Source organism: Anaerobacillus sp. 1_MG-2023 (assembly GCF_030547345.1).
Lineage (GTDB): Bacteria > Bacillota > Bacilli > Bacillales > Guptibacillaceae > Guptibacillus > Guptibacillus hwajinpoensis_B.
Genome location: NZ_JAUORD010000004.1, coordinates 262,679 through 288,343 on the forward strand (window position 1 = coordinate 262,679; position 25,665 = coordinate 288,343).

23 protein-coding genes and 1 other annotated feature are annotated in these 25,665 nt (G+C 39.4%); of the genes, 6 read left to right on the plus strand and 17 right to left on the minus strand.

Annotated elements, in window-relative coordinates; genetic code table 11:
• Nucleotides 1-131: 131 nt before the first annotated feature.
• Entirely contained in the window at nt 132-1,397 is a 1,266-nt protein-coding gene (gene tyrS, locus Q4550_RS09850) for a tyrosine--tRNA ligase (protein WP_283153873.1), read from the minus strand.
• A gap of 90 nt (nt 1,398-1,487) precedes the next feature.
• Nucleotides 1,488-1,710: a binding site (T-box leader), on the minus strand.
• Nucleotides 1,711-1,850: 140 nt separating this feature from the next.
• Here tyrS and Q4550_RS09855 point away from each other — a divergent pair.
• A complete protein-coding gene (locus Q4550_RS09855) occupies nt 1,851-4,994 on the plus strand; it encodes a transglycosylase domain-containing protein (protein ID WP_283153872.1) in 3,144 nt (1,047 codons plus the stop codon).
• 43 nt (nt 4,995-5,037) lie between these two features.
• On the opposite strand, the gene acsA is transcribed toward Q4550_RS09855, so the two are convergent.
• On the minus strand, nt 5,038-6,753 hold the full coding sequence (gene acsA / locus Q4550_RS09860) for an acetate--CoA ligase (protein WP_283153871.1): 1,716 nt from the start codon (nt 6,751-6,753) through the stop codon (nt 5,038-5,040).
• Between the two features lie 165 nt (nt 6,754-6,918).
• Between acsA and Q4550_RS09865 the strand changes: the two genes are divergently transcribed.
• Genes Q4550_RS09865 through Q4550_RS09875 form a run of 3 tightly spaced genes read left to right on the plus strand, consistent with a single transcriptional unit; the run spans nt 6,919 to nt 9,366 of the window.
• Nucleotides 6,919-7,551, plus strand: coding sequence for a GNAT family N-acetyltransferase (locus Q4550_RS09865; RefSeq protein WP_194219253.1), 633 nt, complete (start codon nt 6,919-6,921; stop codon nt 7,549-7,551).
• Nucleotides 7,552-7,573: 22 nt separating this feature from the next.
• On the plus strand, nt 7,574-8,221 hold the full coding sequence (locus Q4550_RS09870; RefSeq protein ID WP_194219252.1) for an acetoin utilization AcuB family protein: 648 nt from the start codon (nt 7,574-7,576) through the stop codon (nt 8,219-8,221).
• Nucleotides 8,218-9,366: an acetoin utilization protein AcuC gene (locus Q4550_RS09875; RefSeq protein ID WP_283153870.1), complete on the plus strand. Its 1,149-nt coding sequence runs from the start codon at nt 8,218-8,220 to the stop codon at nt 9,364-9,366. The genes Q4550_RS09870 and Q4550_RS09875 overlap by 4 nt, the downstream gene beginning before the upstream one ends.
• Before the next feature lie 27 nt (nt 9,367-9,393).
• On the opposite strand, the gene ccpA is transcribed toward Q4550_RS09875, so the two are convergent.
• The 12 genes from ccpA to Q4550_RS09935 form a co-directional block, all read right to left on the minus strand.
• Nucleotides 9,394-10,404, minus strand: coding sequence for a catabolite control protein A (gene ccpA / locus Q4550_RS09880; RefSeq protein ID WP_226614743.1), 1,011 nt, complete (start codon nt 10,402-10,404; stop codon nt 9,394-9,396).
• A 362-nt stretch (nt 10,405-10,766) separates the two neighbouring features.
• Nucleotides 10,767-11,867: a bifunctional 3-deoxy-7-phosphoheptulonate synthase/chorismate mutase gene (locus tag Q4550_RS09885; RefSeq protein ID WP_283153869.1), complete on the minus strand. Its 1,101-nt coding sequence runs from the start codon at nt 11,865-11,867 to the stop codon at nt 10,767-10,769.
• Between the two features lie 142 nt (nt 11,868-12,009).
• The gene (gene ytxJ, locus Q4550_RS09890; RefSeq protein ID WP_283153868.1) at nt 12,010-12,345 is read right to left on the minus strand and encodes a bacillithiol system redox-active protein YtxJ; all 336 of its coding nucleotides are present in this window, start codon (nt 12,343-12,345) and stop codon (nt 12,010-12,012) included.
• Between the two features lie 105 nt (nt 12,346-12,450).
• Nucleotides 12,451-12,867, minus strand: a complete 417-nt coding sequence (locus Q4550_RS09895) for a YtxH domain-containing protein (protein ID WP_194219247.1) — start codon at nt 12,865-12,867, stop codon at nt 12,451-12,453.
• Nucleotides 12,868-12,881: 14 nt separating this feature from the next.
• Nucleotides 12,882-13,322: a DUF948 domain-containing protein gene (locus Q4550_RS09900; protein ID WP_194219246.1), complete on the minus strand. Its 441-nt coding sequence runs from the start codon at nt 13,320-13,322 to the stop codon at nt 12,882-12,884.
• 225 nt (nt 13,323-13,547) lie between these two features.
• The gene (gene murC / locus Q4550_RS09905) at nt 13,548-14,852 is read right to left on the minus strand and encodes a UDP-N-acetylmuramate--L-alanine ligase (RefSeq protein ID WP_283153867.1); all 1,305 of its coding nucleotides are present in this window, start codon (nt 14,850-14,852) and stop codon (nt 13,548-13,550) included.
• Between the two features lie 193 nt (nt 14,853-15,045).
• Nucleotides 15,046-16,143, minus strand: a complete 1,098-nt coding sequence (locus tag Q4550_RS09910; RefSeq protein WP_194219244.1) for a nicotinate phosphoribosyltransferase — start codon at nt 16,141-16,143, stop codon at nt 15,046-15,048.
• Nucleotides 16,144-16,288: 145 nt separating this feature from the next.
• Nucleotides 16,289-19,051 (minus strand): DNA translocase FtsK, encoded by a 2,763-nt coding sequence (locus Q4550_RS09915; protein WP_303532235.1) that lies wholly within the window; start codon nt 19,049-19,051, stop codon nt 16,289-16,291.
• A 195-nt stretch (nt 19,052-19,246) separates the two neighbouring features.
• Nucleotides 19,247-19,855: a YtpR family tRNA-binding protein gene (gene ytpR, locus Q4550_RS09920; RefSeq protein ID WP_303532237.1), complete on the minus strand. Its 609-nt coding sequence runs from the start codon at nt 19,853-19,855 to the stop codon at nt 19,247-19,249.
• Between the two features lie 27 nt (nt 19,856-19,882).
• Nucleotides 19,883-20,680 (minus strand): DUF1444 domain-containing protein, encoded by a 798-nt coding sequence (locus Q4550_RS09925; protein WP_303532240.1) that lies wholly within the window; start codon nt 20,678-20,680, stop codon nt 19,883-19,885.
• Between the two features lie 94 nt (nt 20,681-20,774).
• Entirely contained in the window at nt 20,775-21,089 is a 315-nt protein-coding gene (locus Q4550_RS09930) for a thioredoxin family protein (RefSeq protein ID WP_303532242.1), read from the minus strand.
• A 16-nt stretch (nt 21,090-21,105) separates the two neighbouring features.
• Nucleotides 21,106-22,119 carry a PTS sugar transporter subunit IIC gene (locus tag Q4550_RS09935; protein ID WP_303532243.1) on the minus strand — a complete coding sequence of 338 codons (1,014 nt, stop codon included), beginning with the start codon at nt 22,117-22,119 and terminating at the stop codon, nt 21,106-21,108.
• A gap of 230 nt (nt 22,120-22,349) precedes the next feature.
• On the opposite strand from Q4550_RS09935, the gene Q4550_RS09940 reads away from it, so the two are divergent.
• Nucleotides 22,350-22,796 carry a YtoQ family protein gene (locus Q4550_RS09940; RefSeq protein ID WP_194219239.1) on the plus strand — a complete coding sequence of 149 codons (447 nt, stop codon included), beginning with the start codon at nt 22,350-22,352 and terminating at the stop codon, nt 22,794-22,796.
• On the opposite strand, the gene Q4550_RS09945 is transcribed toward Q4550_RS09940, so the two are convergent.
• Both Q4550_RS09945 and Q4550_RS09950 read right to left on the minus strand, forming a co-directional pair.
• Entirely contained in the window at nt 22,793-23,296 is a 504-nt protein-coding gene (locus Q4550_RS09945; protein WP_303532247.1) for a DUF84 family protein, read from the minus strand. The genes Q4550_RS09940 and Q4550_RS09945 overlap by 4 nt on opposite strands.
• A gap of 66 nt (nt 23,297-23,362) precedes the next feature.
• On the minus strand, nt 23,363-24,430 hold the full coding sequence (locus Q4550_RS09950) for a M42 family metallopeptidase (protein WP_303532249.1): 1,068 nt from the start codon (nt 24,428-24,430) through the stop codon (nt 23,363-23,365).
• Between the two features lie 167 nt (nt 24,431-24,597).
• Here Q4550_RS09950 and Q4550_RS09955 point away from each other — a divergent pair, with 167 nt between their 5' ends.
• Nucleotides 24,598-24,912, plus strand: a complete 315-nt coding sequence (locus Q4550_RS09955) for a hypothetical protein (protein WP_303532251.1) — start codon at nt 24,598-24,600, stop codon at nt 24,910-24,912.
• Between the two features lie 101 nt (nt 24,913-25,013).
• Here the strand turns inward: Q4550_RS09955 and Q4550_RS09960 are convergent, their stop codons facing one another.
• Nucleotides 25,014-25,553 (minus strand): hypothetical protein, encoded by a 540-nt coding sequence (locus tag Q4550_RS09960; protein ID WP_283153858.1) that lies wholly within the window; start codon nt 25,551-25,553, stop codon nt 25,014-25,016.
• Nucleotides 25,554-25,665 lie beyond the last annotated feature (112 nt).

Sequence of the window (25,665 nt, forward strand, 5' to 3'; positions counted from 1 at the left end):
TTTTTTCAATGGGAGGGTCTTCCTCTTTATGATTGGCTGTTAATAACCGCTGGTGATTTTTAGCTCATTTACTCTCTGTGATAACTATTCGTTATTGGGAATTACCAGTATTAGTTAAAATAGCTAAATGATTAGTAAGTAAGAAGGTAATATTTCTTCTTCCCTCTACGAATAATCACGTATTGATTTTCGATTTGGTCGCTTTCTGAAATAACTTTATCCATTTCCTGACACCGTTCACCGTTGATATACACCGCTCCATTTTTCACATCTTCTCTTGCCTGGCGCTTAGATGAAGATATACCAGCTTCTACAAGAAGATCGATAAGTCCCTTTTCATTATCTTCTACATGGTAAGAAGGAACATCCTTAAAACCTAAACGGATTTCATCAGCTGTTAGCTGTTTAATGTCACCACTGAACAGCGCTTCCGAGATGTTGATTGCCTGCTGAAGTTTTTCTTCTCCGTGAACAAGCTTTGTCACTTCTTCAGCAAGAGTACGATGAGCTTCTCTTTTTTCAGGCGCCTCGATGTGCTTAGATTCAATCTCTTTAATTTCTTCAATACTTAAGAAGGTAAAGTAATGAAGGAATTTCACAACATCACGATCATCTGTGTTAATCCAGAACTGATAGAATTCGTAAGGAGAGGTTTTATCGGCATCAAGCCAAATCGCTCCACCTTCAGATTTACCGAACTTAGAACCATCACTCTTCGTAACAAGTGGGAATGTTGCTCCATAGGCTTTTGAAGACTCTTCGCTGCCTTCTTCTTTACGAATCAGTTCAAGACCTGCTGTGATGTTCCCCCATTGGTCACTTCCTCCAATTTGAAGACGACAGTTTTCTTTCCGGTAAAGCTGAAGAAAATCATATGATTGAAGAATCATATACGTAAATTCTGTAAAAGAAATTCCCGCTTCAAGACGTGAAGTAACAGAATCTTTCGCAAGCATATAGTTCAAACCAAAGTTCTTTCCAACATCACGCAGGAATGGAATAACATTTAGCTCCCCAATCCAGTCGTAGTTGTTTACAGCTTTTGCAGAGTTCGCATCTGTTCCAAAATCCAAGAAGCGAGCAAGCTGCCCCTGTAACTTATTCGTCCAATCTTTTACGATGTCTTCTGAATTCAACGTACGTTCATTTGAACGGCCACTAGGGTCACCAATCAGCCCAGTAGCTCCACCAACAAGCGCAATCGGCGTGTGGCCAGCTAACTGAAATCTACGTAGGGCTAGAACAGGCAAAAGATGCCCAATATGAAGGCTATCAGCTGTAGGATCAAAGCCAGAATAAAGAGCAATGCGGTTTTCTGAAAGTTCCTTTTCAAGGCCCTCTCTATCTGTAACTTGATTTAAAAGTCCTCTTGCTTCTAATTCTTCTAATATGTGCATGTAATCGACTCCCTTTCGTTAATAATATCTTTTGGCAAACCACTAAAATAATCTTAATAGGCAAAAAAAAACAAAAAAAACCCGCCCCAGAAAAGGGACGAGTTTAATCGCGGTACCACCCTTGTTGAAGAAAGTAACCTTTCTCCCACTCAGTCAGAATAACGGTCTGAACCGTCTAATGCTACACAGACACTGTCTTTCCCATTAGATGCTCATGGAGGTAATTCACATTTTCCTTTATGCTGATTCTCACCGCACATCAGCTCTCTGAAAAAGGGAGAAAAATGCTACTTCGTCCAATCAAGGCATGTCGTTCATTAAAAAACACTAATTAAATTAATATCACAAAGGTAAAATCATGTCAATTCTAAGCCTATAGAAATCCCTACCAGTTTATACAAATCTCGACGACATATGCTATAATAAACAGGATTAATTTGAGGGGGTATAGGAATGCGAGAGCTTTTTTCTTCTATCAGGCAGAAGTGGAACGCGTTCATTGATAGATTACAAGAATATAACATCTTAACCGGGTCCAGGATCGCCTACAAAGTGACTTGGAATTTATTTCTTATTTTTATCGTGCTAGGTCTAATGGGCACTATTTTCGCCGGTGGTGTTGGTGCAGGATATTTCGCATCACTTGTTAAAGATGAACCGATTCGCTCTTACGATGAGATGAAGAGAGACGTTTATAACTATGAAGAAACCAGTGAGGTATATTTTGCAGGTGATGTTCTTCTTGGTAACTTTCGTTCTGATATTGAGCGAAAAGAGGTTGAGTTAAAAAACGTTTCTCCTCTTCTACAAAAAGCAGTTATTTCCACAGAAGATGAATATTTCTTCGATCACGATGGTATTGTTCCAAAAGCAATTGGACGTGCCGTTCTTCAAGAAGTCACCAATTCAGATGATCGAAGCGGTGGTAGTACATTAACACAACAGTTAGTTAAGAACCAGATTCTAACAAGAGAAGTTTCTTTCGAACGAAAAGCAAAAGAAATGCTACTCGCTCTTCGACTCGAAAATTTCTTTAATAAAGAAGAAATTCTAGAAGCATACCTTAATATCGTTCCTTATGGACGAAATGCTTCCGGTAATAATATTGCGGGCGTACAAGCAGCCTCACAGGGCATATTTGGTGTAAATGCTAGTGATTTAAATTTGCCTCAAGCTGCATTCATTGCAGGTATTCCCAAAAACCCTTATACATACACCCCTTTTACAAATTCGGGTGAGGTAAAGAAGGATCTTTCAGCTGGAATCGATCGGATGGAATTTGTTCTATATCGTATGTATGAAGAAGAAACAATCACTGAAGAAGAGTATAACAAAGCGCTAGAATACGATATTGAAAAAAATCTAGCTGAGTCTTCGCCTTCGCCAGTAGAAAAATACCCTTACCTTACATTTGAGATTGAAGATCGTGCGAAGCGAGTTCTTGCCGAGCAGATCGCCAATGAAGAAGGATATGACGGGAAGGAACTTTCGAAGAGTGTAGACTATTACAATCAAATTACTTATGATGCTAACGTTACTGGTAGATCTGCAACGGAAATAGCCAAGAAAATGGATTTGAAATGGGAAGAAGTTCAAGAAAATTCAGATGTATTCCTTGAATTTATGAGTAATGCAGAGAAAGAGCTTCGCAAAAATGGATATAAAATATATACTACAATTGACAAAGATATTTATGAATCTATGAATGCTGCAAGAGATAAAGTGCTAGAAAACGGAAGCTATTTCCAAAGTGCTAAAACTCTCTCCGTGCAAAATCCTGAAACTGGAGAGCTTGAAAATAAAGAATTTCCTATGCAAGTAGGTAGTATCCTCATCGAAAATGAATCTGGAAAAATTCTTTCATTTGTTGGGGGAAGGGATTTCGCGCAAGAAGAACTTAATCATGCTACAGACGCTTATCGATCAAACGGTTCTACAATGAAACCATTGCTTGACTATGCCCCGGCAATGGAAATGGGAAAAGTTCAGCCTGGCTATATTGTGCCAGACTTACCAATTCAAGATGGATATAATCCTGGTAACTATTCATCAAACTACCATGGTCTTGTAACTGCACGTAAAGCGTTGGAAAGGTCTTATAACGTTCCAGCTGTTCGAGTTTATAACAAAATGAACCCAGTGGACGCAACCGACTATTTGGTGAAGATGGGCTTTAGTACAATGACTCTTGATGATCGCACCAATCCTTCAATGGCAATTGGTGCGCTACAACGGGGAGTAAGTGTCGAAGAGAATACCAACGCATTTGGCACGTTTGCTAATGGAGGAAAGTTTGTTGATGCTTATTTAATTGATAAAATAGTTGACCGCGATGGAAACACCATTTTCGAACAAAAACCAGAACCAGTGGATGTTTTCAGTCCTCAAACTGCCTATCTATCAATCGATATGATGCGTGATGTAGTTAACCAGGGTACTGCCCAAGACATTCCAGGGAAATTAAAATTCGCTTCTGATTGGGCAGGAAAAACAGGAACTGGACAAAATTATTATGATTCATGGTTTGTAGCAGTCAACCCTAATGTTTCACTAGGTGTATGGACTGGATATGACAAACAAATTAGCATGGATAGTCAATATGCCAACAGAAACAAAAACTTATGGGCACTATTTGCTAATGCCGCTTATGATAAAAAACCAGAAATAATGGATCCAGAAGAATCATTCAAAATGCCAACGGGTATTGTGCGACGTTCGTTCTGTGGTATATCTGGAAAGCTCGCCTCTGATCTCTGTCAGAAAGCCGGACTTGTCAAAACTGATCTATTCAATGCAAAGTATGTACCAACTGAAGTGGATGACAGTCTCACTCAAGGACGTTATGTCATCATGAATGGTAAGACCTATCAAGCACTTAGTTCCACTCCAGAAGAGTTTGTATCCAGCGGAGTCATGATTAAAGAGGATTACTTCTCAGGAGTTGATATTTCACAGCTTCTCCCTTCTGGATTTAGTGATTTAAATATCGTTTCAGAAGGAAAAACTGCTTCAGAAAATGGGAAAAAACCAGGCGCAGTTGGTGGCGTTTCAATAAGTGGCTCTTCACTAAATTGGGGGGCTTCAGGTGAAAGTGATATTGTTGGTTATCGTATTTATCGCGCTTCGAACGGTAGTAGTTCATTTACGAAGCTTGGAAGCGTAAAAGCATCTGATGGTAGCTCATTTAACATCCCTTCTGGTGCTTATGCCTATTACGTAACAGCAGTTGATGTAGCTGGGAATGAATCGGGACCATCGGCTAAAGTAACAAATGGAGATTGGTCTGATAAACCAGAGCCAAAACCTGAGAAAAAGCAAGAAGCAGAACCTTCAACAGATGAAGAAAATGATGAGGCTTCTGATAATGAAGAGAACGAAAATAATGCTCCCTCCGATAATGAGAGTGATGAATCCAGCAACTCAGAAGATTCATCTTCAAATGAAGGGAATACCAACACCGGTGAAAATGCAAATGATAACAACTCCAACAACTCCGGTAATGGAAATAACAATGGAAACAGTAGTCCTACAAATGGTGCTGAAAGCGGAAATAATTCAAACAGCACCGGCGGCAACACAAGCAATAACGACCAGTAAAAAAACAGCCTGCAGCAATATGCTGCAGGCTGTTTTCTATTAACTAATCTTCCATTGTAGACAAATCGCCAGTTGGTAAATCCAGCTCCCACGCCTTTAATACGCGACGCATGATCTTACCACTTCTCGTTTTCGGAAGCTTATCTCTAAATTCGATTTCTCGAGGTGCTGCATGAGCTGCAAGTCCTTTTTTAACGAAATTTCTTATCTCTTCCATCAGTTCATCAGACGGTTCATGACCATCTCTAAGTGAAATAAAGGCTTTAATAATTTCACCCCGCACAGGATCCGGTTTCCCAATCACCCCAGCTTCAGCAACAGCACTATGTTCGACTAGTTTACTTTCAACTTCAAATGGACCAACTCTTTCACCCGAAGTCATAATAACATCATCGACTCGCCCCTGGAACCAGAAGTATCCGTCCTCATCTTTATAAGCTGAATCGCCAGATACGTACCAGTCTCCTTTTAAGAAATAGCTTTCATATTTTTCAGGACGATTCCAAATCGCTCGCATCATTGATGGCCAGCCTTTTTTAATCGCAAGGTTCCCCATTCGATTAGCAGGAAGTTCATTTCCTTGATCATCTACGATTGCTGCGTGCACGCCTGGAATTGGTTTGCCCATTGATCCTGGCTTTATTTCCATTGATGGATAATTACTGATTAGCTGTGCTCCCGTTTCTGTCATCCACCAGTTATCATGAATTCTCCGTTCAAGAACTTTGTTACCCCATTTAATAACCTCAGGATTTAATGGCTCTCCTACGCTTAGTACATGACGTAAAGATGAAAGTTCGAATTTCTTAACGATCTCATCTCCCGCCCCCATAAGCATACGAAATGCAGTAGGAGCACTATACCATACAGTTACTTCATATTTTTCGATCGTACCGTACCAATCTTCGGGACTAAAACGACCACCACGAATGACGTTCGACGTTCCAGCAAGCCATGGAGCAAATATGCCATATGACGTCCCCGTTACCCAACCTGGATCAGCTGTACACCAGTAGACATCATCTTCTTTTAAGTCAAGTACCCATTTCGCCGTTTGATAGTGTTGTACCATCGCATTATGAACATGAAGTACGCCTTTCGGTTTACCAGTTGAGCCTGATGTGTAATGCAGAATCATCCCATCTTCACGGTCAACCCATTCTATTTTAAGCTTCTTTTCTGCTGATTCAAAATGCTTATAAAAGTCTATATAAGGACCTTCTTCTTTAACGTTATCTCCTACTAGCACAACACTTTCGAGATTAGGAAGCTCATCAACCGGAACGCGTTCAAGTAGCTCAGGTGTTGTAACAAGTACCTTTGCTTCACTATCCTCAAGACGATCCCTTACTGCACCTTCCATAAAGGCTTCAAAAAGTGGGCCAGCAATCGCACCTAACTTAAGCGTTCCGAGTAGAATGAAGTATAGCTCTGGAGATCTTGGCATGAAAATAAAGACCCTATCTCCTTTTTCGACATTCACTTTTTTTAGAACGTTACCTGCTTTGTTACTCATTGCTTTCATCTCACTGTACGTATACTTCTCATCTCGTGTTGGGTCAGAAAAATAAAGAGCTACTTTGTTTTTACGATCGGACTCAGCGTGCCTATCGATTGCTTCGTAGGCCATATTGACATTACCTGTCTCACTCCAGGTAAATGTTTTCTCCACGTCTTTCCAATCAAAATTCTCGTATGTAGCTTCATAATCCTGTAAATTATGATTACCCAATGTAGCAGAAAGCGGTTTCAATTCCATAAGTAATCTCCTCCTTCTCCTTCATGTCTTTCACTGATAGTATAACATAAATTCCTAATTTTTTAACAAATGACAAAACTTCAAAAAATAACATTGAAACCCCTTACATTTCTCACGTTTCATGTATAATAAGAACTGAGACCATTATTAAAAGGTGGTGACTAGATGGAACATCGTAAAACGTATAATGCAATCGAGAAGAATACCCCGCATGGAAAACTTATTATTGAAGGACCAATTACTCCAGATCGCCTGGCATCCTATCATTTACATAAGGACCTTGTCGCATTTCGCCCACCGGAACAACAGCATAAAGCACTGGTTGAAATAGCAGGTCTGCCTGAAGGCCGTATCATTGTGGCTAGAGAAAGAGAAACCATTGTAGGCTATGTCACATTTCTATATCCAGACCCACTTGAACGTTGGTCAGAAGGTAATATGGAAGATTTAATTGAATTAGGAGCAATTGAAGTTATTCCAAAGTACCGTAATGCTAAAGTCGGCAAAAGCCTTCTCAAAACGTCATTTATGGACGATGCAATGAATGATTACATCGTGATAACTACCGAGTATTATTGGCATTGGGACCTTAAAGGAACAGGTTTATCAGTTTGGGATTATCGTAAAGTGATGGAGAAAATGATGAATGCAGGAGGTCTTGAGTGGTATGCAACGGATGATCCTGAAATAAGCTCTCATCCTGCAAATTGCTTAATGGCTAGAATTGGGACAAGAATTAACCAGGACTCTGTTCAAGCGTTTGATCGCCTGCGATTCCATAATCGCTTCATGTATTAAGAATGCAAAGGAGTGAGCCAAGTTGGTCATTGAAGAAATTATGAATCAAAATGTTTTTTCACTTGAAGAGAACCAAACCATTGCTGATGCCATTAAAATGATGAGAGAAAAAAACATTCGCCATCTCCCTATCGTAAATAGCGAAGGGGAACTCACTGGCATTATATCAGATCGAGATATTAAAGATGCTAGTCCATCAATTCTTGACTCAAATCCAAACAAGGACGTATTACAGTCTCCTCTTTCCTCTATTATGAAGAAAGACGTCATTACAGCTCACCCATTGGATTTTGTAGAAGAAATTTCTACGATCTTTTATGAGCAGCGCATTAGTTCGATTCCGATTGTTGAAAACCGAAAAGTAATCGGAATGGTTACGGAGACGGATATGTTACATACGTTAATCCTTTTGACAGGAGCACACCAGCCGAGTTCACATATTGAAGTACAGGTGGAAAATGTGTCAGGACAATTGGCCGATATTACCCAAATCATTAAAAAGCGCAATGTTAACATTATTAGCGTTCTAGTCTATCCGTGTAGTCACAATGAAAAATTCAAAAACATCGTTTTTCGAATACAAACGATGAATCCCACTTCCGTTGTAAACGATATTAAAAATGAAGGTTATGAGGTTCTCTGGCCAAATATGCCGGGTGTTCAAAAATGAAGTGCGACTCCCTTTTTGTATATTCCTCAGACTATTTAAATTATAAATTTAGTGACGATCATCCTTTCAATCATATACGTGTTAAGCTCACACAGGACTTGCTTACCGAAATAAATGCTTTAAATGATCAAGAAGTGGTCCCTCCTCGGATTGCAACCGATAGTGAAATTGCTCTTATTCATGATCCAGCGTACATAGAAGCAGTAAAAAAAGCTAGTAAAGGAGGCCTTGCATCCTCTGTTGCAGCTAACTACGGTCTTGGAACAGAAGATACGCCAATCTTTCCGAACATGCATGAAGCAAGTGCTCTTATTGTTGGGGGAACGCTCACTGCAGTTGATGCGGTTATGACAGGAAAAGCTGCTCATGCCCTTAACATAGGCGGAGGACTCCATCACGGTTTTCGAGGTAAAGCATCAGGCTTTTGCATCTATAATGACAGTTCAATCGCCATTGAATACATGAAACAAAAATATGGCGCAAAGGTCCTTTATGTTGATACTGACGCCCATCACGGAGACGGTGTGCAGTGGGCTTTTTACGATGATCCTGATGTTTGCACACTATCTATCCATGAAACGGGACGCTATTTATTTCCTGGAACAGGAAATATTAATGAGAAAGGTCAAGGAAAAGGATATGGGTTTTCATTTAATATTCCGATTGACGCTTTTACAGAGGACGAGTCATTTCAGGAAGTGTACGAGGATTCGTTTCGAAAAGTAATCGATTTTTTTAAGCCTGATGTAATCCTAACTCAAAATGGTGCAGATGCTCATTATTATGATCCGTTAACACATCTCTCTGTTTCCATGCAAAGCTATGAATTCATTCCAAAACTAGCACACCAATTAGCTCATAAGTATTGTGACGGAAAATGGATTGCCGTTGGCGGGGGTGGTTACGATATCTGGCGTGTTGTACCACGCGCTTGGTCAAGAATTTGGTTAGAAATGAAAGGGCTATCAGCAACCGGCGCCCTGCCAAAACAATGGATCGAAAGGTGGGCCCCACTCTCACCACTTTCTCTTCCAGAGAATTGGCATGATAAAGCTGATTTGTATGAGCCCATTCCAAGGAAACAGGAAATCACAGAAAAAAACAAACTAACTTGCGAACGAGCGCTTTATCAAATTGTGAATTAATAAAAAAACGAGCCTAGGCTCGTTTTTTTAATCTTGATTATGAGTAGTTGAATTACGATGTTGCAAACGATGGGGTAAAACAACCGTTTGTTCTTCTACTGTTTCTTTATTCATTAATTTTGTAAGAAGACGCATGGCAACAGCACCAATATCGTACATAGGTTGAACAACGGTGGAAAGCGTTGGTCGAACCATAGTTGCTAGTCTTGTGTTATCAAATCCAACGACCTCGAAATCTTCTGGAACGTTATAACCGTTGTCCTGTGCAGCGTGAATAACGCCTAGTGCCATTTCATCCGTACCTGCAAAGATAGCTGTTGGCTTCTCATCTAGTTCAAGAAACCCTTCCATTGCTTCAATGCCGGAGTCATAAGTATAGTCACCAATTGCAACGCAATCTTCATCGACTTTCATACCTGCATCTTCTAAGGCTGTTCGGTAACCAAGAAACTTTTCTTCTCCGTTAATTGGATCTTCTAATGGACCACTAACAAGTCCAATTTTTTTATGATCTTTTTCAATAAAGCTTGTCACAAGCTCATATGCAGCTTTTTGATAATCAATGTTAACTGACGGAATCTCCTGGCCCTTTTCTAGCGTTGCTGCTAGAACGATCGGAACAGGGGAGCGCTTAAATTCTTCAACATGTTCTTCTGTAATTTTACCGCCCATAAACACAATTCCATCTACCTGTTTTCCAAGCATCGTATTTAAAAGATGAATTTCTTTTTCTTTATTTTGATCTGAGTTACTCAAGATAATATTATATTTGTACATTGTAGCAATATCCTCAATACCGCGAGCAAGCTCAGCAAAGAAAATACTCGAAATATCAGGGATGATAACTCCGACAGTGGTCGTTTTTTTACTAGCAAGACCTCTTGCTACAGCATTAGGACGGTATCCTAGTCTTTCAATCGCCTCTAATACCTTTTTTCTTGTTGCAGGCTTAACATTAGGGTTGCCATTCACAACCCTTGATACAGTTGCCATTGATACTCCTGCTTCTTTCGCTACGTCATAAATCGTTGTATTCACGATGATCCTCCTTCATGCTCTTACGGACTTTAATTTATTTAATGATACGATACTATCCGTTTGACTGCAAACCAAAACCTATATCGACTAACACTAATAAACCACTATTAGCTGTGAAACACCTGCTATTATGACTATGTAGGTTATTTCACAATTAGATACTGTATTAAAGATAGCATATTTAGTCGCTTTTTGCTTTATATAAGCGTAAATTTTCAAAGACTAAATCATAAATCTGTCGTATTTGCTTCCATCTTTATATATGATAACACTCTTACGTTCTTTTATTCCAATAGAACCCAAGCCACTTAGGAAAATCAGGTTGAGGATTCATACATCATACACAGAAAAAAACCTTCTACTTATAAAGTAGAAGGCGCAGCTTTCGCTGGATTGAATAAACCACTTGCTTTTAGATCTTTAACAAATTGTTCGTATTGTGGAATATCTAACTGCTGAGCCGCATCGGAAAGAGCTACAGCTGGGTCTGGATGAACTTCCACCATGATACCGTCTGCTCCAATAGCTAGACCTGCTTTTGCTGCAGGGAATAGAAGATCTTTGCGTCCAGTTGAATGCGTTACGTCAACTAGAACTGGCAAATGAGTTTCCTGTTTAAGAATTGGAACTGCTGTAATATCCAACGTGTTTCTCGTTGCTTTTTCGTAAGTTCTAATTCCTCGCTCACAAAGCATTACTTGTGTATTACCGTTCGATACGATGTATTCTGCAGCATTAATGAATTCTTGAATTGTCGCAGATAAACCTCTTTTTAGAAGAACCGGCTTATCAACGGATCCTGCCGCTTTAAGTAACTCAAAGTTCTGCATGTTACGTGCTCCGATTTGAATTACATCAACGTACTTAACTGCTGTTTCAATATCTGCAGGGTTTACAATTTCACTGACTACAGCTAGATCGTACTCATCAGCGACTTGTTTAAGAATCTTTAATCCTTCTTCTCCAAGACCCTGGAAGTCGTATGGCGATGTACGTGGTTTGAAAGCTCCACCGCGAAGCATTTTAAATCCTTGCTTCTTAACAGCCCTCGCTACTTCAGCAACTTGCTCATAGCTTTCAACAGCACAAGGTCCTGAAATAAGAACTTGCCCGCCATCTCCAACTTTTTCGCCTTTAATATCAATAACCGTATTATCGGGTTGGCGTTTTCGTGAAACTAAAAGAGCCTTACGATGATCGTCTTCCTGTAACTCAAGGCTTGCCTTAAAAATTTCCTTGAATATATGTTGAAGAGTGGAATTATCAAAAGGCCCACCATTTTTCTCTGTAAGCAAATCAAGCATCTTACGTTCTCGAACAGGGTCAAAACGATTAATCCCCTGTGCTTTCTTTACTCTACCTATCTCTTTCGCCACTTCAGCACGCTCATTAATTAAATCAAGCAGCTGCAGGTTAATCTCGTCTAATTTCTCTCTCAACTCATCAATTTGGATATTAGCCATAATATCTCCACTCCTATCTGTTTAAGTGATTAGGGTTATTATATACGATGAAAAATAAAATGTCACTACTTTTCTTTTAATTCTTAAACGCTTTTAAGCATTAAACCATGTCAGTAAAAGAAAAACGGCTTTATAAAGCCGTTTATTTTAAATATTTTTTCGCAGCATCCGCTAACGAGGTATTAGTGATTCTCCAATGTGAATCATTCCATACGACCTCATTTTCATTAAACACTAGCGCTTGTGGCGACTGATGTTTTACCCCATATGAGTCAGCAATTTCAGTTGATAAAGGACGTGATTCCTGCACGTTCAAATAATACACGTCTTCTGACACACCCTCGGAAAACTTCTGAAATTCTTCAAAAGCTTGAGCACTTATTGGGCAAGTTGTACTATTTTTAAATAATAGAAATTGATTATTAGCTTCCTTGATGCGTTTGAAATCTTCTGATGTAGTTATTTTTGTAATGGCCATAAGTTTATCCCCCTTCAAATTGCTATAAATTCATTATAAAGAAGTTTACAGGAAATGAAAAAGAAGAAGCATTATGCTTCTTCTTTTTCATTTCTATATAACAAATTAGGACTTAGTAGGATTCTCCATTGAAGCCGGTTCTTCTTCAGAGAAATGATCGCTAAGATCCTGTTGGAAGCTCTCAACGTCAGCATCTGCCTGAGTATGCAGATCACTATTTTCTTCTGTTTCAAGATTACGATCTTTAATCTTTGAAACAATGTTATTCGATTGATCCGATACTTGCTTGTAAATTGTTGAAGATTTTTCTTTAGCACGGTTAGCAAAATCTGTGCTACGTTCTACTGCAGAATCACGGAATTGAGAAGTCTTTTCCTTCACTGCTCCAGCTTGTTGATTTAGATCACTTCTAAGTTCTTTACCTGATTTAGGTGCTGAAAGTAGTGCAGCTGCTGCACCAACGATTCCACCAATAAGTGAACCAATGATAAAATCTTTTGTGTTAATGTTGTTATCCGACATATAAATACCTCCTATTATTTTGAATCAACGTACTGATCTGTTGCTTTCTTCTTAACTTGCCATTTTTGCCATATTTGCATGGCAGCATTTCCCCACTGAACGACTTTTGTAACTTGTTCAGATTGACGCTCTGCCTCATCTGTTACTTTTCCAGAAATATTTCTTAATGAATGATTCATCTTTCCAAGTGATGTTCCAACTTCTTTTACTTGTACAAAAACAGTATCCAGAGCTTCAGATTTCCCCTGAATGTCTTCTGCAAGCAAATTAGTCTTATGTAACAGTGCAGTAGTTTCAGTTGTTAGACCATTCATTTGTTTTTCAAGGCTATCAAGTGTTTTCGCCGTATTACTCAGCGTATCCTTCAAGGATTTGAGAGTTTGGGCTACGAAATAAACAAGAACTGCAAATGCAATCGCAATAATAGCTACACTTAAATACAAAATAATCTCCATGTGCTGGCACCTCCCTTTTCTGAATCTCTTCCCTTCATTCCTCTTTCGTAAACACAAGTTTGTCATTTCACATACGAACGAAAAATGAGTCTACTTTACTACCCTACACCATAATTAATTCGTTACAAGTTTCATTATTCCTTTTTTAATTTTTTTTATAACACATTCTCATTCTTCTCTATCAGGAGAATAGTAAAAAAAAGAAGGCTCAAGGAGCCTTCTCGCTTAAATAGACGCTTTTTCGGTCTCATATGCTTCTTGATATTTCTGAATATCACCGGCTCCCATGAAAAGAAGTACTCCTTTATCATGATCATTAAGCTGCTGAATGGAATCTTCAGAGATCAAGTGAGCATTAGGGATTTTTTCAATCAGTTGATCAATCGATAACTGACCTGCATCTTCCCGTGCCGATCCAAAGATGTCGCATAAGTAAACAACATCTGCTTCTTTTAACACATCTGCAAATTCATTTAGGAACGTCTTTGTTCTTGTAAATGTGTGAGGTTGGAAAATGGCCACAACTTCACGATTTGGATACTTCTGATGTGCCGATTCTATAGTTGCTTTAATTTCAGTTGGATGATGCGCATAATCGTCAATTAGTACCTGATTGTCAACGACTTTTTCTGTAAATCTACGCTTAACCCCTTTGAAGTTTGCAAGTTGAGCAGCTACTGCATCTCCTGAAAGATTTTCATAGTGACAAAGAGCAACGACAGATAAAGCATTCAGCACATTGTGTTTCCCATACATCGGAATCTGGAATGTACGATAGTAATCATCACGAACATGAACATCAAATGTTGTCCCATGTTCATCAATTTTAATATTTGTTGCCTGAAAATCGTTTTGATCATCAAATCCGTAGAATACGACTGGTACTTTTGTTTGGATTTGCTGAAGGTAAGAATCATCACCATAAGCAATAATACCCTTCTTCACAAGCATTGCCATTTCCTGAAATGCCGAAAAGACATCATCAACATCTGAAAAATAATCTGGGTGATCAAAATCGATGTTTGTCATAATCGCATAGTCAGGCTGGTAAGATAAAAAGTGACGACGGTATTCACATGCTTCAAACACAAAATACTGACTGTCCTTTACGCCTTTACCAGTACCATCTCCGATAAGATACGATGTCGGTTCTGCTGCCCCAACAACATGAGACAACAAACCAGTTGTTGATGTTTTACCATGAGAGCCTGTTACAGCAATACTAGTGAATTTTTGAATAAAATCTCCAAGGAATTTATGGTAGCGATAAACAGGAAGGTTCATTTCTCTTGCTCGCACTAACTCTTCATGCTGATCATCAAATGCATTGCCGGCGATAATAATCATATCTTCTTTAATATTTTCTTCTCCAAATGGAAGAATAGTAATACCTTTTTGTTCAAGAGCCTCCTGTGTAAAGAAACGTTTCTCTACGTCTGAACCCTGCACACTGTATCCTATATCGCTAAGGATTTGTGCTAGAGCGCTCATCCCGGATCCCTTAATGCCAACAAAGTGATATATAGTCATTTCAGAACCTCCACACTTTCATTTCTTCTCCGCGTAACCTTTTTTAGTATATGATGTCATTACAAGTATGCGCTGCTTTTCTTTTCAATACTACATTATAGCAGAAAAAGAGACAGGTCTCCAATATAATTCATCAAAGTAATTTGGTACTACGGGCGCAAAAAAGACAGGATTTTGTTCCTGTCTTTTTTGCTTATTCAACACGCTCTAAACGCGGGTTGTGTCGATATTTTCTGCCTGCTTTAGCTTCTGCTTCATCATCAAGAATGACATTATCTCCTGTAAAGCCAATGTCTACTTTAAGCAAACTACTTCCAACACCATAAATATCAACAGGAACGTTTTGAGATTCAAACGTTCGAATTCTTTCTTCCGTAAAACCGCCGCTTACTACAATTTTCACATGCTCGAAGCCTTCTTTATCAAGGGCATCTCTAAGTGCAAAAATCAGTTCTGCATTAACCCCTCTTGGATCAAACGTCCCTAGAACATCAGGATTACGCCAAAAATACTGATCAACCATCGTACGAGAGGTATCAACTCGAACCCCCTTCAACGTCTTGCCAAATTCCCTTGCTACACGTAATGAATCCGTAATTACATCATTATTGTAATCAACAAGAGAAATCAATTCATCTTCAGGGTATTTTGCATAATAAGCTTTTGATGCTTCAACAACATCACCTTTAAAAAGTTGAATTAAGGCATGAGGCATAGTTCCCATTCCTCTTTTGCCCCACCATTCATTCATCGCATGGGTTGCCTGTGCAGTAGACCCCCCAATATGAGAAGCATACCCGTCACCCGCTTGTTGAGTATAATGATCATCACGATCGCCCATGAAAATAACCGGTTTTTGGATACCTGATGATCGTGCTGCTTTCACTACATGATAAACATTCGTCGCGACGGATGTTCTTCTGCCCAGAATACCATCAATAATTCCTTCGAGAAATCCGAAGTTTTGATATGGCCCTTTAATTTTCAAAACCGTTTCAAATGGAGAGATTTTATCCCCATCCTTTAGCGACTCTATTTCAAGCGATTCAGGGTCCTTCGCAAAGGTTTTTATGAGTGCAATTGCTTCATCTGAACCACAAAGAACGGCATCATGTTTTTGAAAGAACTGCATTGTCACAATATTGTCCGGCTTGAACTCTTCCACAATTTCGCATGTCTTTAGGAAGTAAACAGCTGAAAACCAGCCTTCACCTACACGCTCATCAAATTTAAAGGTTCGGTTCGTAAGCCTTTTTATTTTGCCTTGCATTTTAAGTTCAATTTCCTTCATAATGGGGCTCCTTCAAGTAGTTTGGTCATTCGAATGTGAGCTCTCTATGTTCAACCATTCACTTATCTGACTATAATTTAACATTAGCTTAACACTACTTATCATATAGAACCTGGCTCTATAAAACAAGTAGAAAAGATATGCACTATACGTGCATATCTTTTAGGAATGTTTCTTCAAAATCAGCTTTCGTCATTAAAATACTTCTAGGCTTGCTTCCCATAGCTTCAGATACTAATCCACGTTCTTCCATCATTTCAATTAGTCTTGCCGCTCGATTGAATCCTATTCGGAAACGACGTTGCAGTGCAGAAGAAGAAGCCTGACCTTGTTCAAGTGCCCACATGCACGCTTCCTCAAACAATTCATCTTCCTGATCATCGTACTGCTGCTTCTTCATCAAATCTTCTTTTTTGATCAAATAATTCGGCTTCCGCTGCTTACGTACGTAGGATGTCACTCGCTCAATTTCTTCGTCCGAAACAAAATTACCTTGCAATCGAACTGGTTTCGAGGATCCATTCTCCAAACAAAGCATATCGCCTTTTCCTAGAAGCTTCTCAGCGCCACTTGTATCAAGGATTGTTCTAGAATCAATTTGCGAAGATACAGAGAAAGCAATACGTGTAGGGATGTTCGCTTTAATAAGCCCTGTAATTACATCAACTGACGGTCTTTGCGTTGCCACTAGTAGATGAATCCCACAAGCTCTTGCTTTCTGTGCAATTCGACAAATCGCATCCTCAACGTCCTGTGGTGAAACCATCATTAGATCAGCGAGTTCATCAATCACAATGACAATGTATGGTAGTTTGTGCTGAGGTTCTCCGTGGTTTATCGCTCGCTCGTTATATCGCTTGATATCTCGAACACCAGCTGCCGCAAATTTCTCATAACGCTCTTCCATTTCATCCACTGCCCACTTTAAAGCAGTAGTAGCTTCTTTCACATCATTAATAACTGGTGTGACTAGATGTGGCAGGCCATTATATGGTGCAAGTTCTACCATTTTAGGATCAATTAACATCATCTTTACATCATTAGGATTTGCTTTAAGCAATAAGCTCACTAAGATCGAATTGATACATACACTCTTACCAGACCCTGTAGCACCCGCAATAAGACCATGAGGCATTTTTTGAATATCAGTTATTTTTGCTTCCCCAGCAATGTCAAAACCGAGCGCCGCATTCAATAGTGAACCTTCAGATTGGAATGCTCCACTTCGAACAATCTCCCGAATAAATACAGGCTTACTCGTAGGGTTTGGCACTTCAATTCCTATTGCATTCTTTCCAGGTATCGGTGCTTCCATTCTTATGTCTCTAGCTGCTAGACTTAATTTAATGTCATCACTTAAATTCGTAATCTTATTCACCTTAACTCCTGGACTTGGCTGCACTTCGAAACGGGTAACCGTCGGCCCCATTGTTGCCCCTACTACCTTAGCCTGTACATTAAAGTTTGAAAGGGTTAGCTCCAATAGTTCCCTTTGCTCTTCAAGCCACTGCTCGTCATTACCTTCATTACGAGGAGGGATATCAAGAAGTGAAATAGGAGGAAGTTTATATTCTGCTCCACTGCCTGGTTTTTTTGTTAAATGACGTCGGTCATTCGCAAGCATCATTACATTGTAAGGAACCTGCGGCTTTGGTCGAGCGGAATCCCGTCCGGATTGTTCTTGAACATTTTTCTCCTTATGTTCAAGATTTTGAGACGACTCCTCAATTGATTCTTCTATTTGTTCTCGCTGAAACTGCTGTTCTACTTCGAGTTGATTAGATGGTTCTGGTTCTGGTTCTGGTTCTGGTTCTGGTTCTGGTTCTGGTGATTCTTCAATAGCTGTTTGTTCCTCATTTTGATTCTCAACAATAAACTCTTCATCTGAAATGATAAAATCCTCTTCCATATCATCTGTCACTTCATAATCAGCAGTCCACTCTGATTTCTCTTCGTTTTCATCTTCTAGCATCTCGCTCTTTTGAAGGTCGTTTGTTTCTTCTAATGTTACATCTTCAGTGAGAGTTTCTATTTGCTCCCACTGTTCCTCAGTCTGACTGATTTCCGATTCAGCTTCCCTATATTGCTCACTCTCTTTTTCTGTCTCAAGAGGTAAGGAAGCACCGCTTTTAACTTCAAAGTTGTTCTTATCAGAAATGAAGACCTCTCTATTGTCTTCTCTATCTTCTTCATTAACAATTGCATTGTTTGTCGTTTCTTCTTTCACACTAACGGCTTCAGTCTCTTGCTGATCGACACCTTGAGTAACTTGATCTGAATCCGTCAGTATGCCGTTCCCTTCGCTTAGTGAATAAGGTTCAGGTTCCTGGATAAGTTTTTCAATTACGTCACTTTTATCGAGTGATGTGTATCGATTGTTTGGATGCGATTTTTTTACTTCTTCTTCCATTTTTTCAGTAACAGGACGTTTGCTAAAACCATAAATAGGTGATGGGATTTGAGATGGTTTGAAATTCACACCTGAGAACTTTTTATTTGTTACTGAACCGTTGTTTTCTGAAAGCCCATCCCTCGTCGTTTTGCTGGAGGGGCCATCTTTCTTCGGAGAAGTGATGCTCTGATTACGATTCTCAGCCTTAGGTTTATTCGTAGGTAACTGTTCACTTTGATGGCGTTGGACTTCTTTTCTCCCATCTTTATTCTTTTGGTTATTTGAATGATCCGGAATAAGAGGGAACCGAAAGTTCCCTTCTCTTGGGTATTGGTGAACAATCCTTGCTTCATTCTTCCGATTTGCACTTTCCATCCGCCCAATGGAATGTTTTCGATCAGGTCGGTCTTTTAACGATTTTGTTTCTTTAACATCTGCTTCCTTTCTTTGAGGTTCTTCTTCCTCATCAAGGTCAAATAATTTATTCCACGCTTTTTTTATCCAATTATTATCCAACTACTATCACCTTTTCTAATTAAGCCCTTTTAGGTCGATTTGTTCTTCTATTTTATCGGAAACTCCCCTATCATTGTAAGGCTGTTTCTAAAATCTTTCGTAAAAAAAACAGGTTCTTCGTCTAAAACCGTAAAAATAGGTTCAATATTTCTTATTCCCAATTTTATAGAAAGAAAAAACCTACTAGAAAAATTTCTAGTAGGCCTTAAATTCCGTACCAATTTCATGATCCTCTGGAAGGACCAGAATTCCTTTCTCCTGAGGAGCATCTGGTAGTGCAAGTTCTTTTGCTGAGCAAATCATTCCCGTTGATTCAATTCCTCGCAAGCTCGCATCCTTTATGATCATACCAGAAGGCATGACGGCTCCGACCTTCGCAACAACCACCTTTTGCCCTTTGTCGACGTTTGGAGCACCACAAACGATTTGGAGTTTTTCTTGTCCTACGTTCACCTGACAAACATTTAATTTATCAGCATTCGGATGCTTTTCCATTTCCTCGACATAACCCACAACAAACTTAGGGGAAGCATCGTATACAAGCTCATCGTCAAATCCATTAGCTTGGATGGCCCGATTAACAGCATTAACAAGCTCTTCGCTTTCCTCAACAACACCTGAGCTTGTTAACTCTTGGATTTGTGAAAAATGAAATAGATTATAGCCAATAGTTTTATTTGTTTCTTTACTATAAATACGTGCAACATTCTCTTTGCGCTGAACTGCTTTATCTTCTCGTTCAGTACTTCCTAAAGTAACGATTAGTGTATCTCCAACGCCTTCTTTATTGTAAAACATGTTCATTGTCCATGTACTCCTTTTATCAAACAGTTATTTTTTCGGTTTGTTTTTCGCCATAATAAATACCGGCTCTAATTTTCCATCTTCATACATAAAGGGAAGTCCAGTTACTGGTACGAGTCCACTAGAAAAGAAATGCATGGTCAACTGTGCAAGCGCATCATAACCTTGTTCATTCTCAATATCAGCAAAAATCAGGACATCTTGATGAGGAACAGCTACCGCTAATTCACCCTTCGCACTCTTCTCCATGCGTTCCAATAATGAATCGTTAAGAATTCTACTTGCGTCATAGCCGTCGTTAGTATTCAAGAAATAAAATGTATTTCCTGCAACCGTATCTGCTTTTACTTCAGTAGATAACCCTCTTAAATTGAACAATGACACTTCATGCAAAGCTTCTTTCGTCCAATTTTCCTTCTTTAACCATTCCTCATCAATCAAGCGATAAGAATGACCAAGATCAAGTGCATAGTAGATTCTTGTCTCCGCCGTATGTTCTTCAAAAACAAACGGAACGCCAGCTTCCGTTTCAGAAGCAAATGACCCCGAGCGAATGACTGGAAAAATGCGGTTTTCTTTGCCATTAAGTTCTTGCTTCTCTCTCATTACTTTTAACGTTTCTTCTACATGATGAACGACTTCATCTAGTATCTTTTCGCCTCGCTCTTCATACTTAGCGGACAGCCCCTTTAATCCAAGACTGATTCCTTTACCTGTTGCACTATCTTCTACCCTAAGTTTTTCTTCCTTTTGATTGTATGTAAGCTCACGATCTTCTTGTTGAAGACTTTTTTCGAGCAATTTCTTTAATTCTTTTGGTTCCATATTTTCACCACCTATAATTGAGATGTTCTTTTATCATACCATGAAATAAACCAATACAAAAACAAAGCTATGCCAAGCATAGCTTTGTACGAAATTACTTAACTTCTGTAAGAAATTCCTCAATTTCTTCCTTGCTTTTTCTCATCTTACTTACAAATCTTCCTGTCTCTTCACCTTCATTAAAGGCTACAAAACTCGGGATGCCAAAAACATCCATTTCTTGGCAAAGTTCAATATGATCATCACGATCAACGTAATAGAAATCTAGCTCAGAGTATTTCTCTTCTAAATCTGGAAGAAACGGTTCGATTACGCGGCAATCGGGGCACCAATCTGCGGAAAATAACAAAACCGATTTCCCTTCTTTAATTGCTTGTAAATATTCTTCATGATTGACAAATTTCTTCATGATAAACCTCCTAATACTAATCGGTATTAATTTTCATATCTCCTAGACGAATGAGTCCTTTTTTTCTCATTACCTCGGATATTAGCAGACTTATAATAGCTGGTCCAATAAAATGCAATAGAAGAATAGCTGTCCAAATATTTCCTCCGGTACCCATAACGTTTAATGTCATGATTTGTCCAACAAAGCCGCTCGTCCCCATACCTGCACCTGAAGGGTTATTTAACATCGACAGCCAACCGCTGCCAATCGGGACAAGAATGGCGCCAGCGAGCGTAGGTGGAAGAAGCACCCATGGGTTTCGAACAATATTCGCAACTTGTAACATAGAAGTACCAATTCCTTGAGCAACGATACCTCCTACCCCATTCTCTCGGTAGCTACTTACAGCAAAACCAACCATTTGAGCTGCACAACCAATTGTAGCTGCCCCTGCAGCAATGCCTTCTAATCCTAGCATGATTGCAATGGCCGCACTAGAAATCGGAGCCGTAAGAGCTAGTCCCATAAGAACAGCTACTATGATTCCCATAATTATCGGGCGTTGCTCTGTCGCCCACATAATGAGTGAACCAAAATTAGTCAGTAATGTTTGAATGCCAGGTCCGATAAGAGCTGCCGTTCCATAACCTGCAAAAATAGTGATTAGTGGCGTTACGATAATATCTAACTTAGTTGACTTCGAAACAAGTTTGCCCGCTTCCGCTGCGATAATCGCTGCAGCGTAACTACCTGCTGGACCACCAAGCTCAGCACCCGCTGCACCCGCTAGAAGCGATGCAAATAAAACAAGCGGAGGGGCTTGTAGACCATACGCTACAGCGACACCAATCGCTGGTCCCATTAAACTCATCGCAAGCTCACCAATTGGAACAAGAAATGATAACGATGAGATTTGCCCTCCAATCGTTTTCAGTATCAATCCAATAATTAACGATGAAAATAGACCAAGAGCCATGTAGCTTAGAGCTGTAATAAAATAGACTCGTGGTGATAGAGTTACGCCTTTCCTTTGCAAAAATCCGTTCATTACTTTCTCCTTCCAGACTGTTGATCCTTACTTAGTATACACAAATTTCTCATTTACCACGTTTGATTAAGGTTTCAGAACTAACGGGTATCTTCATTTTTCCTTATTCAAACAGAAATTGTAATTTAACCTCCTACTATCGAGAAAGATTTTACTCATTCACTTTACTGGGAATATGTGAAAAAGCCATGCTACAATAATACCGGTATCAAATTAAAGGAGGACTACAAATGGACTTAACTGTTTATCTTGCTGGACAAATTCACGATAACTGGAGAAATGAATTAAAAGAAAAAGCAATCAAACTGGAATTACCTATTCACTTCGTAGGACCCATGGAAAATCATGAGCGTTCTGACGCCATTGGCGAAGAAATTAAAGGCAATCAGCCTAATGCTATTATGAAGGATGAAGCAGCTTCAGAGATCAATAATCTCAGAACTCAAGTTCTTCTTGAAAAATCAGATGTTGTCCTCGCACTATTTGGTGAAAGTTACAAACAATGGAACAGTGCAATGGATGCTGCTACAGCTATCACCCTTGGCAAACCACTTATTCTAGTTCGCCCTGAATCATTGCACCATCCTTTAAAGGAGCTATCGAACAAAGCTCAAGTTACAGTGGAAAATACTGATCAGGCACTAAAAGCCCTGTCCTATATTTTAGAAACAAATTAACGAATCACCAGCTGATATTGACCGACCAGTAAAGAAACTAGTTGTTCATACATGTCAGTTCTTGTAACGGCGCCATTGGTAAAAACACCAATGGCGCCTTCTTTTTTGCTAACATCGACTCGTCTCGCATAATCTGAAATAACAGGACCTAATTCCTCCCCTAGTTCTAACTTCTTCTTTATTTCTTCAGGAAGTGGAAATCTTGCACCACCGGCTACTACTTCATTCCCTATCTCATCTACAAGTGCTCCCCAATTACAAACGTATAAGTGCTCCCCTACCATCTGTACTCCGCCTTCAAGACCTATACCAATTGTCGAATGCCCTTTTTCCATTGCAGCTATTGCTCTTTGTTTAGCACCAAGAAGTGTTTCTTCATCACCCCAAGGCTGGTCAGCGACACCTGACTCAACGCTCACCCCCACTACTTCACCTTTAAAGTGAGCTTTGACTGCATTAACTTTCACAGGATTTGTCGACCCGATTGCAACTTTATCCATACATCTTCCCTCCACCATTTTTTAAAAGATCTCATAAGAAAAGGAGCCGTTTTGGCCCCTTCTCACTTACACGTTGCTTTTAATGCTATCTACTGTAGTTTGATCTGTTGACTTCACTAATTTAATCAATAGTTCTTTTGCTGCTGCGTAATCATCTACGTGGATCATTGATGAAGACGTATGAATGTATCTTGAACAAATTCCCACTACTGCAGATGGTACTCCGTTATTAGATAAATGCACTCGTCCAGCATCAGTTCCACCTTGAGAGATGAAATACTGATAAGGAATTTCGTTGCTCTCCGCTGTATCAAGCACAAAATCCCTTAGCCCCTGATGAGTAACCATTGATCGATCATAAATACGCAGGAGAGCCCCTTTACCAAGCTGGCCAAATTCATTTTTATCTCCAGTCATATCGTTGGCAGGACTAGCATCAAGAGCATAGAAAAGATCAGGATTAATCATGTTTGCCGCTGTTTGTGCCCCACGTAAACCTACTTCCTCCTGAACTGTAGCACCAGAATAAAGCTCATTTGGAAGCTCTTCATTCTGAAGCTCCTTCAACAGCTCAATGGCAAGACCTACACCATAGCGGTTATCCCAAGCTTTTGCCATGATTTTCTTTTCGTTTGCCATAGGCGTAAATGAACATACCGGTACGATCTGTTGTCCAGGCATGACACCAATTTTTTCTGCGTCTTCTTTGTTATCCGCACCAATATCAATGAGCATATTTTTAATAGCCATTGGCTTGTTTCGTGTAGCATCATCAAGCAAATGTGGAGGGATCGAACCAATAACTCCAGGAATAGGACCATTTTTGGTCATAACCTGAACACGCTGAGCAAGAAGCACCTGGCTCCACCATCCACCAAGTGTTTGAAAACGAAGCATCCCATTTTCAGTAATTGATGTAACCATAAACCCAACTTCATCCATGTGGCCAGCTACCATAATGCGTGGGCCATTGTTTCGTTTAACTCCAAAAACGCTTCCAAGATTATCTTGAATAATTTCATCCGTGTACTTGCCAATCTCACTTTTCACGAATTTTCTAACATCATGTTCAAAACCAGGAGCACCTTGTAATTCAGTTAATGTTTTAAATAACGAGAGAGTTTCTTTTTCCATATGTATCCCCTTCCATCGTTCCTCTATTCCTTTCCTATTGTATCGAATCTAGATAATTGTTGCTAGTGTCACGGATTTTCTATAGAAATATTTGGTCAGAGAGCTAACTTCAGATATACTGAAGATGGAAAATAAATCGTCCATTAAAGGAAGGGAGAATCATAGTAATGAAAACAAGAGATCTATTAATTGGAGCGCTTATTGGAGCTGGAGCAGCAGCTATTACTACTTCAACGATTGCTTCTAAAAAAACGTATATATCACCTGAAAAGGCACTAAAAGCTGTGAAGGGAGCTGTCAAATCTACTTATACTGTCAAAGGTTCATGGATTCACATGAAAACGGATTCAGTAAAAAAGTTCGACCTCCCCTTCACAGTCTATGCTGGTGGACTAACTTGTGAAAAAGAAGGACAGCTCCAACAGCTTGAATTTATGGTTGATGCTGAAACAGGAACACTAGTAGAATTACAAGCTCAATAAGAAGACTAACTCTTTAGGCTTCTTGGGACTTCCTTTTGAAGTCTTGAATCATTAAAACCCCCTTGCGGAAGAACCGCAAGGGGGTAACATACATTCATTAATTAGAAAGTAGTATTCGTATCGTATACATTATTTTGTAATTTAAAACGAAGAGTTGAATACTTATTTTTTGACCATAGATAAGCAAGAAGTGCTGGACCAACAAGCATTATCGCACTTAGAATTAGAATAACACTCATATGAAGATGCTCACCCGTTACGTCTGCATGACTGTCTTTGTATTCTTTTGCTTTTTCAATGTCTAATACTTTTGAGTCTGGAATAATAGCATTAGCTTCAGTGTCATAGAAAAGGACCTGAGTATGATCTTCAAAGAAGATATTGTCACGAACTGTCGTGAATTCTACAAGCATCATAGAAACCTTACTAAAGTCCTTATCTGCCGAGCTATCAACTTCAAGATTTTCAGCATCTACAACTTTAAGAGAACCTTTATCATAGTCATAATGCTCTTCCCCAAGGTAACCCGCAACACCCTTCTTTACATCACCACTAACATCAGCTTCAGCTTGTGCTGCAGTATTCGCGAAAGGTAATGCGATCAAAAACGCAGCAATAAGTGCAAAAATCCCTTTTTTCATCATTTTTCCTCCTCTATCAAACAAATTATCCAATTCTTATCATATCATATTCCATCTATTATTCTACTAACATTTTATAGAAAAAAACATCCAATACGAGGAAGCAGAGGAT